We start from the raw sequence: 13,254 nt of genomic DNA, 5'->3' as shown, positions 1-13,254 counted from the left end.
GCGGCGTGGCGTCAGTCGCGGAGCAGTTCGAGACTGTGCAGCGGGCCTGCGAGGTAGTCGTCGAGGCAGCGCGGCACCAGCTCGCTGCGCCAGCGGGCGGGGTCGGCCAGCAACTCGTCGCGGGTCAGCCACACGGCGCGGACGATGTCAGTGTCCAGGGCGAGGTCTTCGTGGTGGCGCACAGGCCGGGCGGCGAAGCAGATGCGCTGGTAGGTGACGCCATTGCTCGGTGCGGTATAGAGGTAGATGCCGACCACGCCGGTGAGCTCGACTTCCCAGGCGGTTTCTTCCAGGGTTTCGCGCAGGGCAGCCTGGGGCAGGGTCTCGTTGGCTTCGAGATGGCCGGCGGGTTGGTTGAAGACGTGCTGGCCGGCCTTGAACTCCTCGACGAAGAGGAACTTGCCGTCGTGCTCGACGATGGTGGCGACGGTGATGTGGGGTTGCCAGGACACGGTCGATTCTCTCCCTAAGTGACAAGTTTCAAGCTGCAAGCCACCAGTCGAAGCGGTACGCGGACTGCTTTGACTGGTGGCTTGCAGCTTGAAACTTGTGGCTGAAAAAGCACAAACCCCGGTGCGTGGCCGGGGTTTGTGCTGTTACGTCAAGCGAGCCTTACAGGGCGGCAATGGCGCTGTTCAGGGTCTGGCTTGGGCGCATCACCTTGGCGGTCAGCTCGGCATCCGGGGCGTAGTAGCCACCAATGTCGGCCGGCTTGCCCTGAACGGCGTTGAGCTCGGCGACGATGGTCGCTTCGTTCTCGGCCAGGGTTTTTGCCAGTGGGGCGAAGCGCGCCTGCAGGGCAGCGTCGTCGCTCTGGGCGGCCAGGGCTTGCGCCCAGTACAGGGTCAGGTAGAAGTGGCTGCCACGGTTGTCGATACCGCCGACCTTGCGCGAAGGCGACTTGTTGGTGTCGAGGAACTTGCCGGTGGCCTGGTCCAGGGTGTTGGCCAGGACCTTGGCGCGCGGGTTGGCGTAGGTGTCGCCCAGGTGCTCGAGCGAGGCGGCCAGGGCCAGGAACTCACCCAGCGAATCCCAACGCAGGAAGTTCTCTTCGACCAGCTGCTGCACGTGCTTCGGTGCCGAACCGCCGGCGCCGGTTTCGAACAGGCCACCGCCGTTCATCAGCGGGACGATCGACAGCATCTTGGCGCTGGTGCCCAGCTCCATGATCGGGAACAGGTCGGTCAGGTAGTCGCGCAGCACGTTGCCGGTCACCGAGATGGTGTCCTTGCCTTCGCGGATGCGGGCCAGGGAGAACTTGATGGCGTCGACCGGGGCCAGGACGCGGATGTCCAGGCCAGTGGTGTCGTGATCCTTCAGGTACTTCTGCACCTTCTCGATCATCACGCCGTCGTGGGCACGGGCCGGGTCCAGCCAGAACACTGCCGGGGTGTTGCTCAGGCGGGCGCGGTTGACGGCCAGCTTGACCCAGTCCTGGATCGGCGCGTCTTTGGTCTGGCACATGCGGAAGATGTCACCGGCTTCGACTTCCTGCTGCAGAACGACCTGGCCCTTGCCGTCGACCACGCGCACGACGCCGTCGGCCTTGATCTGGAAGGTCTTGTCGTGGGAGCCGTATTCTTCGGCTTTCTGCGCCATCAGGCCAACGTTCGGTACGCTGCCCATGGTGGTCGGATCGAAGGCGCCGTTGACCTTGCAGTCTTCGATGGTGGCCTGGTAGATGCCGGCGTAGCAGCGGTCCGGGATCACGGCCTTGGCGTCTTGCAGCTCGCCGGCGGTGTTCCACATCTTGCCCGAGTCGCGGATCATCGCTGGCATCGAGGCGTCGACGATGACGTCGCTTGGTACGTGCAGGTTGGTGATGCCTTTGTCCGAGTTGACCATGGCCAGGGCCGGGCGAACGGCGTACAGGGCCTGGATGTCGGCTTCGATCTCGGCCTGCTTGTCAGCTGGCAGGTCCTTGATGCGGGCGTACAGGTCGCCGATACCGTTGTTGGCGTTGAAGCCCACTTCGGCCAGGGCTGCGGCGTGCTTGTTGAGCACGTCGCCGTAGAACTCTTCGACGATCACGCCGAACATGATCGGGTCGGAGACCTTCATCATGGTGGCTTTCAGGTGCACCGACAGCAGCACGCCGGAGGCTTTGGCATCGGCGATCTGCTCGGCGATGAAGGCCTTGAGCGCTTTGCGGCTCATGGTGGCGCAGTCGATGACTTCGGCGGCCTTGACCGCGGTCTTTTCTTTCAGGACGGTGGTGCTGCCGTCTTTGCCGACCAGCTCGATGCGCAGGCTGTCGTCAGCTTCGATCAGTGCGGCTTTCTCGCTGCCGTAGAAGTCGCCCTGGGTCATGTGGGCAACGTGCGACTTGGAGTCGGCGGCCCAGGCGCCCATCTTGTGCGGGTGCTTGCGGGCGTAGTTCTTGACCGACAGCGGCGCGCGGCGGTCGGAGTTGCCTTCGCGCAGTACCGGGTTCACAGCCGAACCTTTGATGCGGTCGTAGCGGGCGCGGGATTCTTTCTCTTCGGCGCTGGCCGGCTCGTCGGCGTAGTCAGGAATGTTGAAGCCCTTGGCTTGCAGTTCCTTGATGGCGGCCTTGAGCTGCGGAACCGAAGCGGAGATGTTCGGCAGCTTGATGATGTTGGCTTCAGGGGTGGTGGCCAGCTGGCCCAGTTCCGCCAGGTGATCGGCTACCTGCTTCTGGGCGCCCAGTTGCTCCGGGAATGCCGCGAGGATGCGGCCGGCCAGGGAGATGTCGCGGGTTTCGACGGCGATGTCGGCGCAAGCGGTGAACGCTTCGACGATCGGCAGCAGCGAATAGGTGGCGAGGGCGGGGGCTTCGTCGGTGAAGGTGTAGATGATCTTGGAACGGGTGGGCATGCGGGTTAACTCTCTATGTGCTGAGCGTACTCGAGTCTCGAGGTGCGCAGGGTAGGCGCTTCGCCCTGGCATCGCCATGAGCGGAAAGTCGAGAGGCTGCGAGCGGTGATGGTGGATGCATCAGTCGAGCGTCAAGTGCTGGGGTGCGGTAACAGCCCAGGCTTCGTGGCCATTCATGGCCAAGGGCGGTCCGCATTTTCCTGGGATTCGCCCCGATGACCCTGCGGTCGCGGCGCAGTATATCAAACCCTTTGGTCGATTCAGCAAGGTCAAGTGCGATCGCGCCATTTATAAGACCAAAGACGTAGGGGCAATGTGGCGCAATGCCGCAGGGCGGCAGCTTCGAGCTGTCAGCTGCAAGCTGCAAGAACAGCTCGTCTCTTGCCGCTTGAAACTTGCAGCTTGCAGCTCGGCAATCCTGGTTTAGGCTCAGTGCATCGCGCGTTTTTCAATCACACCAGCGAAAAGCGGAGTAGTGCAGCATGGGATACCAGAAAATCAAGGTTCCGACTGACGGCAGCAAGATCACCGTCAATGCAGACCATTCGCTCAATGTTCCCGACAACCCCATCATCCCCTACATCGAAGGCGACGGTATCGGCGTGGACGTTTCGCCGGTGATGATCAAGGTGGTGGACGCAGCCGTGCACAAGGCCTACGGCGGCAAGCGCAAGATCGCCTGGATGGAGGTGTATGCCGGCGAGAAGGCCACGCAAGTGTATGACCAGGACACCTGGCTGCCCCAGGAAACCCTGGATGCGGTGAAAGACTATGTAGTGTCGATCAAGGGGCCGCTGACCACGCCGGTCGGTGGTGGTATTCGCTCGCTCAACGTGGCGTTGCGTCAGCAGCTCGACCTCTACGTGTGCCTGCGGCCTGTCGTGTGGTTCCAGGGTGTGCCCAGCCCTGTGAAGAAGCCGGGTGACGTCGACATGGTGATCTTCCGCGAGAACTCCGAGGACATCTACGCCGGTATCGAGTGGAAGGCCGGCTCGCCCGAAGCGAACAAGGTGATCAAGTTCCTCAAGGAGGAAATGGGCGTTACCAAGATCCGTTTCGATCAGGATTGCGGTATCGGCGTCAAGCCGGTTTCCAGGGAGGGCACCAAGCGCCTGGTGCGCAAGGCCCTGCAGTATGTGGTGGACAACGATCGCAAGTCGCTGACCCTGGTGCACAAGGGCAACATCATGAAGTTCACCGAAGGTGCGTTCAAGGATTGGGGTTATGAAGTGGCCCGTGACGAGTTCGGCGCCGAACTGCTGGACGGCGGCCCGTGGATGAAGTTCAAGAACCCCAAGACCGGTCGTGAAGTGATCGTCAAGGACGCCATCGCCGATGCCATGCTCCAGCAGATCCTGCTGCGCCCGGCCGAATACGACGTGATCGCCACGCTCAACCTCAATGGTGACTACCTGTCTGACGCGCTGGCGGCGGAGGTGGGCGGCATCGGCATTGCGCCGGGGGCCAACCTGTCGGATACCGTGGCCATGTTCGAGGCTACCCATGGCACCGCGCCCAAGTACGCAGGCAAGGACCAGGTCAATCCGGGATCGGTGATCCTGTCTGCCGAAATGATGCTGCGGCACATGGGCTGGACCGAGGCCGCCGACCTGATCATCAAGGGCACTAACGGGGCGATTGCGGCTAAGACGGTGACCTATGACTTCGAGCGCCTGATGGACGGTGCGACGCTGGTCGGCAGCTCCGGTTTTGGCGAGGCAATGATCAAGCACATGTAAGGCGGGCAAAAAAATCGGCCGCCTCGTTATAAAGAAGCGGCCGGTTTTTTCGTATACCGGCAGTAAGCAGGGGTCAGGCTTGGAGCGGGACGGCCGGGGCAGCATTGCCTGTGCTGGTGCCTGCACTGCTGGCGGTGGCGTTGGCTATGTTCACCGCATGCAGGCCCTTGGGGCCCTGGATGATGTCGAAGGATACGGTTTGCCCGGCCTTGAGTGTCTTGTACCCATCCATCTGAATGGCGGAGTAATGGGCGAACAGATCATCGGTCTTGCCGTCCTCATTGATGAATCCGTAGCCCTTGGCATTGTTGAACCACTTGACTTTACCGCTTGCCATCCCTATGTCCCTCTGCAAAGGACTCCATCACTGGAGTATCATCCACGTCATCCGCATACGAACCTTGCGAAAAATCTGGTTGACTGCGCGGATCTTTATCGACCACGGTGGGTTCTTATTGGTTGTAACACCGTTTTGCCGATAGTCAAGGTCAGCCGGCGCCCGCGCCGACAGGGGCCTGCGCGGTCAACTCACAACCTTAACCTGTCGATCATGATGAAATTCTTTCCATGCATGTACCCAGTGAGATTCGACTAACATTCAATCAGGACCGCCCGCAGTCCCATGAGGACGGGCATGAGGATGACGGTGCCGGCCTTGCGGTGCAGGAGGCCAAACCTATCCTGCAGGCGCCACCGATGTACAAGGTGGTTTTGTTCAATGATGACTACACACCGATGGATTTCGTCGTCGAAGTGCTCGAGACGTTCTTCAATCTGAACCGCGAGCTGGCGACCAAGATCATGCTGACCGTCCATACCGAAGGGCGGGCAGTGTGCGGATTGTTTACCCGGGACATCGCCGAAACAAAGGCCATGCAGGTCAACCAATACGCCAGGGAAAGCCAGCATCCGCTACTCTGTGAAATCGAGAAGGACGGTTAATCGCCGACCACTTGGGTATGAGGTGAAGCTATGTTAAACCGCGAGCTCGAAGTCACCCTCAATCTGGCCTTCAAGGAGGCTCGTTCGAAGCGTCATGAGTTCATGACCGTCGAACATCTGCTGCTGGCACTCCTTGACAATGAGGCTGCCGCGACCGTTCTGCGCGCCTGTGGCGCCAATCTCGACAAGCTCAAGCATGACCTGCAGGAGTTCATCGATTCGACCACGCCGCTGATCCCCGTGCATGACGAGGACCGTGAAACGCAACCGACGCTGGGCTTCCAGCGGGTGCTGCAGCGCGCCGTGTTCCATGTGCAAAGTTCCGGTAAACGTGAAGTGACCGGCGCCAACGTGCTGGTGGCGATCTTCAGCGAACAGGAAAGCCAGGCGGTGTTCCTGCTCAAGCAACAGAGCGTGGCGCGCATCGATGTGGTCAACTATATCGCCCATGGCATCAGCAAGGTGCCGGGCCATGGCTCGCACACCGACAACGACCAGGACATGCAGGACGAGGAGGGTGGCGAAACCTCGTCGTCCAGTAATCCGCTGGACGCCTATGCCAGCAACCTGAACGAACTGGCCCGTGCCGGGCGTATCGATCCGCTGGTGGGGCGCGAGCAGGAGGTCGAGCGCGTTGCGCAGATCCTCGCTCGTCGCCGCAAGAACAACCCGCTGCTGGTCGGCGAGGCCGGGGTGGGCAAGACCGCCATCGCCGAAGGCCTGGCCAAGCGCATCGTCGATGGCCAGGTGCCCGACCTGCTGGCCCAGAGCGTGGTCTATTCGCTCGACCTGGGTGCGCTGCTGGCCGGTACCAAGTACCGCGGCGACTTCGAAAAGCGCTTCAAGGCGCTGCTCGGCGAGCTGAAAAAACGTCCGCAGGCCATTCTGTTCATTGACGAGATCCACACCATCATCGGTGCCGGTGCAGCTTCCGGCGGGGTGATGGATGCCTCCAACCTGCTCAAGCCATTGCTGTCGTCGGGAGATATCCGCTGCATCGGCTCGACCACCTTCCAGGAGTTTCGTGGCATCTTCGAGAAGGACCGCGCCCTGGCGCGGCGTTTCCAGAAGGTCGATGTCACCGAGCCTTCGGTGGAAGACACGGTTGGCATCCTGCGCGGCTTGAAGGGGCGTTTCGAGAGCCATCACAACATCGAGTACAGTGATGAGGCACTGCGTGCAGCTGCAGAGCTGGCTTCGCGCTACATCAATGACCGGCACATGCCGGACAAGGCCATCGACGTGATCGACGAGGCGGGTGCCTACCAGCGCCTGCAGCCGGAAGCCAGCCGGGTCAAGCGTATCGAGGTGCCGCAGGTCGAGGACATCGTTGCCAAGATCGCGCGGATTCCGCCGAAGCACGTCACCAGTTCCGACAAAGAGCTGCTGCGCAATCTGGAGCGCGACCTGAAGCTGACCGTATTTGGTCAGGATCCGGCCATTGATTCGCTGGCCACCGCGATCAAGCTGTCGCGAGCGGGCCTGAAAGCACCGGACAAGCCAGTCGGCTCGTTCCTGTTTGCCGGCCCCACTGGCGTGGGCAAGACCGAAGCCGCCCGCCAGCTGGCCAAGGCGCTGGGTGTAGAGCTGGTGCGCTTCGACATGTCCGAGTATATGGAGCGGCATACCGTGTCGCGCCTGATCGGTGCGCCGCCCGGCTACGTCGGTTTCGACCAGGGTGGCCTGCTGACCGAGGCGATCACCAAGCAACCGCACTGTGTGCTGCTGCTCGACGAAATCGAGAAGGCTCACCCGGAAGTCTTCAACCTGCTACTGCAGGTGATGGACCACGGCACCCTGACCGACAACAACGGGCGCAAGGCCGACTTCCGCAACGTGATCCTGATCATGACCACCAACGCTGGCGCCGAAACCGCCGCGCGGGCCTCGATCGGCTTCACCCACCAGGATCACTCGTCCGACGCGATGGAGGTCATCCGCAAGAGCTTCACGCCGGAGTTCCGCAACCGCCTGGACACCATCATCCAGTTTGGTCGTCTCTCCCACGAGACCATCAAGAGCATCGTCGACAAGTTCCTCATCGAGTTGCAGGCGCAGCTCGAGGACAAGCGCGTGCTGCTGGAAGTCACCGATGCCGCGCGCGGTTGGCTGGCGGCCTCGGGCTACGACGTGCAGATGGGTGCACGGCCTATGGCGCGGCTGATCCAGGACAAGATCAAGCGGCCGCTGGCCGAAGAGATCCTGTTTGGCGAGCTGGCCGAGCATGGCGGTGTGGTGCACATCGATCTGCGCGACGGTGAGTTGGTGTTCGATTACGAGACCACGGCAGAGGTGGCGTAAACGTCATCGCGGGGCAAGCCCGCTCCCACACTTGGTTCAATACCGAGCGTGGGAGTGGGCTTGCCCCGCGATGCTTTTCACGGCCCATAAAAAAGCCCGGCACATGGCCGGGCTTTTTTATGGCTGGAGCTTAGCGCGCACGGTAGGTGATGCGGCCCTTGCTCAGGTCGTACGGCGTCAGTTCGACGCGGACCTTGTCGCCAGTGAGAATACGGATGTAGTTCTTGCGCATCTTGCCAGAGATATGCGCGGTAACGACGTGCCCGTTTTCCAACTCCACGCGGAACATGGTGTTGGGCAGGGTGTCGACGACAGTGCCTTCCATTTCGAAGCTGTCTTCTTTCGACATGCAGTAAAGCCCTCGGTGTCCAGAGTTGGCCCGACGCGTAACTGCACCGGGCAAAAAAAGTGGCGTGGATTATGCCCGAAAATTGTGTTTCAAGCCAATGCTTTCAGTTGAGGCTGACCCAGCGCTGGTTGATCAGCAGTTCGATGGGGCGGTACTGGGTCTTGTAGTTCATTTTCTTGCAGTTCTTGATCCAGTAGCCAAGGTAGACGGCATCGAGGTTTTGCCGCAGGGCTTCGCCGATCTGCCAGAGAATGGCATAGCGGCCTAGGCTGCGACGTTCTTCCTCGGGCTCGTAGAAGGTGTACACCGCCGACAGGCCGTTGGGCAGCAGGTCGCAGACCGCGATGGCCAGCAGGCGGCCATCGAGGCGGAACTCGTAGAACCAGCAGAACGGCAGGTCGCGCACCAGGAAGGTGGCGAACTGGTCGCGGCTTGGCGGGTACATGTCGCCATCGGCGTGGCGCTGCTCGATGTAGCGCCGGTAGAGGTCGAAATACTCTTCCTTGAACGCCGGGCGTGCGGCCGTGACGGTCAGGTCGGCGTTGCGCTTGAGGATGCGCCGTTGCTGGCGATTGGGGATGAAGCGCGCAGCGGGAATGCGCGCCGGTACGCAGGCATTGCAGTGCTGGCAATGCGGGCGATAGAGATGGTCGCCGCTGCGCCGAAAGCCCATTTCCGACAGGTCGGCGTACACGTGCACGTCCATCGGCTGGCTCGGGTCGAGAAACAGCGTGGTGGCCTGTTCGTCCGGCAGGTAGCTGCAGGAGTGGGGTTGAGTGGCATAGAACTTCAACCGCGCCAGCTCTGTCATGATCAACCCCTTCGGTGAGACGTTGTTTCTAAGTGTAAGCCAGCTCCGGGAACTCGCCTAGCGAACCCAGGTGGCATGATTGGGGGCATCGAGGTGCCTGGCCAGATGTTCGGCGAAGTTCGCCCGGCTGATGGCGCGGGCGCCCAGGCTATGCAGGTGGTTGGTCGGCATCTGGCAGTCGATCAGGACGAAACCGGCCTCGCGCAAGTGCTCGACCAGGGCCACAAAGCCCACTTTCGACGCGTTGTCGGCACGGCTGAACATCGATTCACCAAAGAACAGCCGGCCCATGGCCAGCCCGTAGAGGCCGCCCACCAGCTCGCCGTCCTGGCGTACCTCCACCGAGTGGGCGATGCCGCGTCGGTGCAGTTCGCAGTAGGCGGCTCGCATGTTGTCGGTGATCCAGGTGCCGTCTGCGTAATCGCGTGGCGCGGCGCAGGCGGCAATTACGGCAGCAAAGTCGGTGTCAAAGCTGACCTGGTAGCGGCCTTGGCGGATCAGCTTGGCCAGCGAGCGCGAAACGTGCAGTTCGTCAGGGAACAGCACGGTGCGTGGATCGGGCGCCCACCAGAGGATTGGCTGGCCATCCTGGTACCAGGGGAAGCAGCCGTGGCGATAGGCTGCGACCAAACGCTCTGGGGTGAGGTCGCCGCCAGCGGCCAGCAGGCCGTTGGGGTCGTGCAAGGCTTTTTCCAGGGGCGGGAAGGTCAGCGAGTCGCGGGTCAGCCAGGTGAGCATCGTCGTCCTGAACGGCGGGAGAGGGGAGGGTGACAAGCATGGCGTGTGAGCTTGGCAGGGTCAATTGGCGGGGGCTGCTTCGCGGGTAAACCCGCTCCCACAGGCTATGAGTCGTCTGTGGGGGCAACTGTCTTCTTGCAGGAGCGCAATACATGTGGGAGCGGGTTCACCCGCGAATGCGTCTGGTCAGATGGCCTATATTTCGGTTGCTTGGCACCATCCGGCGTCTTTGTTGTCACACCTGTGCAAAAACACAGCATAAGCCTTTGTCACAAAAGAAAATGCATGCTCAAATTGCAAGCAAATGAAAGTAGCCCCCGTTCACGCCCGAAACGGCGTGCCGCCATGGCGGCTGGCGGGCAGTAATGTTAAAAGTAGTGATTTGTTGGCCAGTCACCGGCCAATCACTATTCGCGCAGGAATAGACGCGTTTTGAAGAAATCCACCGCAACTCCAGCCCCCTTGCCTGTGCCCCTGTGGCGGCAACAGCTGCATTACCGCCTCAAGGAAGGTGCGTTGATCGCCGTCGGTGCCCTGTGCCTGTACCTGTGGATGGCGCTGCTCACCTACGACACCTCCGACCCTGGCTTCAGCCACACCAGCAACGCCGACCAGGTGGTGAACGCCGCTGGCCGTGCCGGTGCCTACTTCGCCGACATCCTGTTCATGGTGCTCGGCTACTTCGCCTACATTTTCCCGCTGCTGCTGGCGATCAAAACCTGGCAGATCTTCCGCGAGCGTCACCAGCCCTGGCAGTGGAGTGGCTGGCTGTTTTCCTGGCGGTTGATCGGCCTGGTGTTCCTGGTGCTGTCGGGCGCGGCGCTGGCGCATATCCACTTCCACCCTTCGGAGAGCCTGCCGTTCTCCGCCGGCGGAGCCTTGGGCGAAAGCCTTGGGGATCTGGCGCGCAACCTGCTCAACGTGCAGGGCAGCACGCTGATGTTCATTGCGCTGTTCCTGTTCGGCCTGACCGTGTTCACCGACCTGTCGTGGTTCAAGGTGATGGACGTCACCGGCAAGATTACCCTCGACCTGTTCGAGCTGGTGCAAGGTGCCGCCAACCGCTGGTGGGAGGCGCGCAACGAGCGCAAGCGCCTGGTGGCGCAGTTGCGTGAAGTGGACGAGCAGGTCGATGAAGTGGTTGCCCCGGTAGTGCCGGACAAGCGCGAGCAGATCAAGGCCCGTGAGCGCATCATCGAGCGCGACGACGCCCTGACCAAGCATGTGGCCCAGCGCGAACAGCAGCCGGCCCCGGTGATCAACATGCCGCCACCACAGGTCAAAGCGCCCGAGCCGAGCAAGCGGGTGATGAAGGAGAAGCAGGCGCCGCTGTTCGTCGACAGCGCCGTGGAAGGCACGCTGCCTTCGATTTCCATCCTCGACCCGGCCGAGCAGAAGAAGATCGAGTACTCGCCGGAGTCCCTGGCTGGTGTCGGCCACTTGCTGGAAATCAAACTGAAAGAGTTCGGCGTCGAAGTCTCTGTCGATTCGATCCACCCGGGCCCGGTGATTACCCGTTACGAAATCCAGCCCGCCGCGGGCGTGAAAGTCAGCCGCATCGCCAACCTGGCCAAGGACCTGGCGCGTTCGCTGGCCGTGACCAGCGTGCGGGTGGTCGAAGTGATCCCCGGCAAGACCACCGTGGGTATCGAGATCCCCAACGAGAACCGCCAGATGGTGCGTTTCTCCGAAGTGCTGTCGTCGCCGCAGTTCGACGAGAACAAGTCGCCGGTCACTCTGGCCCTGGGCCACGATATCGGCGGCAAGCCGGTGATCACCGATCTGGCGAAGATGCCCCACCTGCTGGTGGCCGGTACCACCGGCTCCGGTAAGTCGGTGGGTGTGAACGCCATGATCCTGTCGATCCTGTTCAAGTCGGGCCCGGAAGACGCGCGATTGATCATGATCGACCCGAAAATGCTCGAACTGTCGATCTACGAAGGCATCCCGCATCTGCTGTGCCCGGTGGTCACCGACATGAAGGACGCCGCCAACGCCCTGCGCTGGAGCGTTGCCGAGATGGAGCGGCGCTACAAGCTGATGGCGGCCATGGGTGTGCGTAACCTGGCCGGCTTCAACCGCAAGATCAAGGACGCGCAAGAGGCCGGCGAGGTCATCCACGACCCGCTGTACCGTCGCGAGAGCATGGATGACGAACCGCCGACGCTGAAGACCCTGCCGACCATCGTGGTGGTGGTCGACGAATTCGCCGACATGATGATGATCGTCGGCAAGAAGGTTGAAGAACTGATCGCCCGTATCGCCCAGAAGGCCCGTGCCGCCGGTATCCACCTGATCCTGGCCACCCAGCGCCCATCGGTGGACGTGATCACCGGCCTGATCAAGGCCAACATCCCGACCCGCATGGCGTTCCAGGTGTCGAGCAAGATCGACTCGCGGACCATCATCGACCAGGGTGGCGCCGAGCAGCTGCTGGGCCACGGTGACATGCTGTACATGCCGCCGGGCACCAGCCTGCCGATCCGTGTGCATGGCGCGTTCGTTTCCGACGACGAGGTGCATCGCACGGTCGAGGCGTGGAAACTGCGCGGTGCGCCGGACTACAACGACGACATCCTCAATGGCGTCGAGGAGGCCGGCAGCGGCTTCGACGGCGGTGGCGGCGGCGGTGGCGACGGTGACGACCCGGAAGCCGACGCCCTCTACGACGAAGCCGTGCAGTTCGTGCTGGAAAGCCGCCGGGCATCGATTTCCGCGGTTCAGCGCAAGCTGAAGATCGGTTACAACCGCGCCGCGCGGATGATCGAGTCGATGGAGATGGCCGGTGTGGTCACCCCCATGAACAGCAACGGCTCGCGGGAAGTGATTGCCCCGGGCGGCCCACGCGATTGAAGATCACCCTGCCGGGCACACGAAGTGCCCGGCCCACCCACTGTTCTACGAGGATTTCCATGCGCGCGATTCGCATGCTGTTGGTTTCTGCCCTGGCTGCGGGCACTCTGTCGGCCCATGCCGGCGAGCAGGATGTGCAGCGCCTGACCCAGTTGCTGGAGAAGTCGCAGACCATTGAAGCCAACTTTTCCCAGCTGACCCTTGCCGCCGATGGTGCCAACCTGCAGGAAACCTCCGGCAAGATGACCGTCAAGCGCCCGGGCCTGTTCTACTGGCACACCAATGCACCGCAAGAGCAGGTGGTGGTGTCCGACGGCAAGAACGTCACCCTGTGGGACCCGGACCTGGAGCAGGCCACCATCAAGAAGCTCGACGTGCGTCTGAACCAGACCCCGGCGCTGCTGCTGTCCGGTGACGTGTCGAAGATCAGCCAGAGCTTCGACATCACCTCCAAGGAGCAGGGCGAAGTCATGAACTTCACCCTCAAGCCCAAGACCAAGGACACCTTGTTCGATTCGCTGCTCGTTTCGTTCCGCAAGGGCCTGATCAACGACATGCAACTGACCGACAGTGTCGGCCAGCGCACCAATATCCTGTTCAATGGCGTCAAGGCCAACCAGGCGGTGCCGGACAGCACCTTCAAGTTCGACATCCCCAAAGGCGCGGACGTCATCAAGGAGTAA

General features: G+C 62.0%; 11 protein-coding genes. 5 read left to right on the top strand and 6 right to left on the bottom strand.

Annotated elements, in window-relative coordinates:
- Window positions 1-11: 11 nt before the first annotated feature.
- Window positions 12-452: an NUDIX hydrolase gene (locus EJA05_RS17980; RefSeq protein ID WP_125464661.1), complete on the bottom strand. Its 441-nt coding sequence runs from the start codon at window positions 450-452 to the stop codon at window positions 12-14.
- A gap of 160 nt (window positions 453-612) precedes the next feature.
- On the bottom strand, window positions 613-2,838 hold the full coding sequence (locus EJA05_RS17975; RefSeq protein ID WP_125859277.1) for an NADP-dependent isocitrate dehydrogenase: 2,226 nt from the start codon (window positions 2,836-2,838) through the stop codon (window positions 613-615).
- Between the two features lie 482 nt (window positions 2,839-3,320).
- Here EJA05_RS17975 and icd point away from each other — a divergent pair, with 482 nt between their 5' ends.
- A complete protein-coding gene (icd, locus tag EJA05_RS17970; protein WP_125859276.1) occupies window positions 3,321-4,577 on the top strand; it encodes an NADP-dependent isocitrate dehydrogenase in 1,257 nt (418 codons plus the stop codon).
- Between the two features lie 73 nt (window positions 4,578-4,650).
- Here icd and cspD read toward each other — a convergent pair whose 3' ends face one another.
- Window positions 4,651-4,914, bottom strand: coding sequence for a cold shock domain-containing protein CspD (cspD, locus tag EJA05_RS17965; RefSeq protein ID WP_125859275.1), 264 nt, complete (start codon window positions 4,912-4,914; stop codon window positions 4,651-4,653).
- Between the two features lie 230 nt (window positions 4,915-5,144).
- Between cspD and clpS the strand changes: the two genes are divergently transcribed.
- Window positions 5,145-5,519 carry an ATP-dependent Clp protease adapter ClpS gene (gene clpS, locus EJA05_RS17960; RefSeq protein WP_028692390.1) on the top strand — a complete coding sequence of 125 codons (375 nt, stop codon included), beginning with the start codon at window positions 5,145-5,147 and terminating at the stop codon, window positions 5,517-5,519.
- A 30-nt stretch (window positions 5,520-5,549) separates the two neighbouring features.
- Window positions 5,550-7,820 (top strand): ATP-dependent Clp protease ATP-binding subunit ClpA, encoded by a 2,271-nt coding sequence (gene clpA, locus EJA05_RS17955; protein WP_125464657.1) that lies wholly within the window; start codon window positions 5,550-5,552, stop codon window positions 7,818-7,820.
- Window positions 7,821-7,950: 130 nt separating this feature from the next.
- On the opposite strand, the gene infA is transcribed toward clpA, so the two are convergent.
- The 3 genes from infA to aat form a co-directional block, all read right to left on the bottom strand.
- Window positions 7,951-8,169, bottom strand: coding sequence for a translation initiation factor IF-1 (gene infA / locus EJA05_RS17950; RefSeq protein WP_002553999.1), 219 nt, complete (start codon window positions 8,167-8,169; stop codon window positions 7,951-7,953).
- A gap of 103 nt (window positions 8,170-8,272) precedes the next feature.
- The gene (locus tag EJA05_RS17945; RefSeq protein WP_125464656.1) at window positions 8,273-8,980 is read right to left on the bottom strand and encodes an arginyltransferase; all 708 of its coding nucleotides are present in this window, start codon (window positions 8,978-8,980) and stop codon (window positions 8,273-8,275) included.
- A 57-nt stretch (window positions 8,981-9,037) separates the two neighbouring features.
- Window positions 9,038-9,718, bottom strand: a complete 681-nt coding sequence (gene aat / locus EJA05_RS17940) for a leucyl/phenylalanyl-tRNA--protein transferase (RefSeq protein WP_125859274.1) — start codon at window positions 9,716-9,718, stop codon at window positions 9,038-9,040.
- Between the two features lie 432 nt (window positions 9,719-10,150).
- Between aat and ftsK the strand changes: the two genes are divergently transcribed.
- Window positions 10,151-12,571 carry a DNA translocase FtsK gene (gene ftsK / locus EJA05_RS17935; protein ID WP_125859273.1) on the top strand — a complete coding sequence of 807 codons (2,421 nt, stop codon included), beginning with the start codon at window positions 10,151-10,153 and terminating at the stop codon, window positions 12,569-12,571.
- 59 nt (window positions 12,572-12,630) lie between these two features.
- Complete coding sequence (lolA, locus tag EJA05_RS17930; RefSeq protein ID WP_125859272.1) at window positions 12,631-13,254, top strand: outer membrane lipoprotein chaperone LolA; 624 nt, start codon at window positions 12,631-12,633, stop codon at window positions 13,252-13,254.

The organism is Pseudomonas oryziphila, from assembly GCF_003940825.1.
In the GTDB taxonomy this organism is placed as follows: Bacteria; Pseudomonadota; Gammaproteobacteria; order Pseudomonadales; family Pseudomonadaceae; genus Aquipseudomonas; species Aquipseudomonas sichuanensis.
The sequence above is the reverse complement of the archived record's forward strand: the minus strand, read 5'-3'. Positions and strand labels throughout refer to the sequence as shown.

Bases quoted from the DNA above. Each gene is read 5' to 3' on its own strand.
- clpS (WP_028692390.1), top strand. From the start codon at position 5,145: ATGCATGTACCCAGTGAGATTCGACTAACATTCAATCAGGACCGCCCG.
- EJA05_RS17945 (WP_125464656.1), bottom strand. From the start codon at position 8,980: ATGACAGAGCTGGCGCGGTTGAAGTTCTATGCCACTCAACCCCACTCC.
- aat (WP_125859274.1), bottom strand. From the start codon at position 9,718: ATGCTCACCTGGCTGACCCGCGACTCGCTGACCTTCCCGCCCCTGGAA.
- lolA (WP_125859272.1), top strand. From the start codon at position 12,631: ATGCGCGCGATTCGCATGCTGTTGGTTTCTGCCCTGGCTGCGGGCACT.
- clpA (WP_125464657.1), top strand. From the start codon at position 5,550: ATGTTAAACCGCGAGCTCGAAGTCACCCTCAATCTGGCCTTCAAGGAG.
- cspD (WP_125859275.1), bottom strand. From the start codon at position 4,914: ATGGCAAGCGGTAAAGTCAAGTGGTTCAACAATGCCAAGGGCTACGGA.
- icd (WP_125859276.1), top strand. From the start codon at position 3,321: ATGGGATACCAGAAAATCAAGGTTCCGACTGACGGCAGCAAGATCACC.
- EJA05_RS17975 (WP_125859277.1), bottom strand. From the start codon at position 2,838: ATGCCCACCCGTTCCAAGATCATCTACACCTTCACCGACGAAGCCCCC.
- infA (WP_002553999.1), bottom strand. From the start codon at position 8,169: ATGTCGAAAGAAGACAGCTTCGAAATGGAAGGCACTGTCGTCGACACC.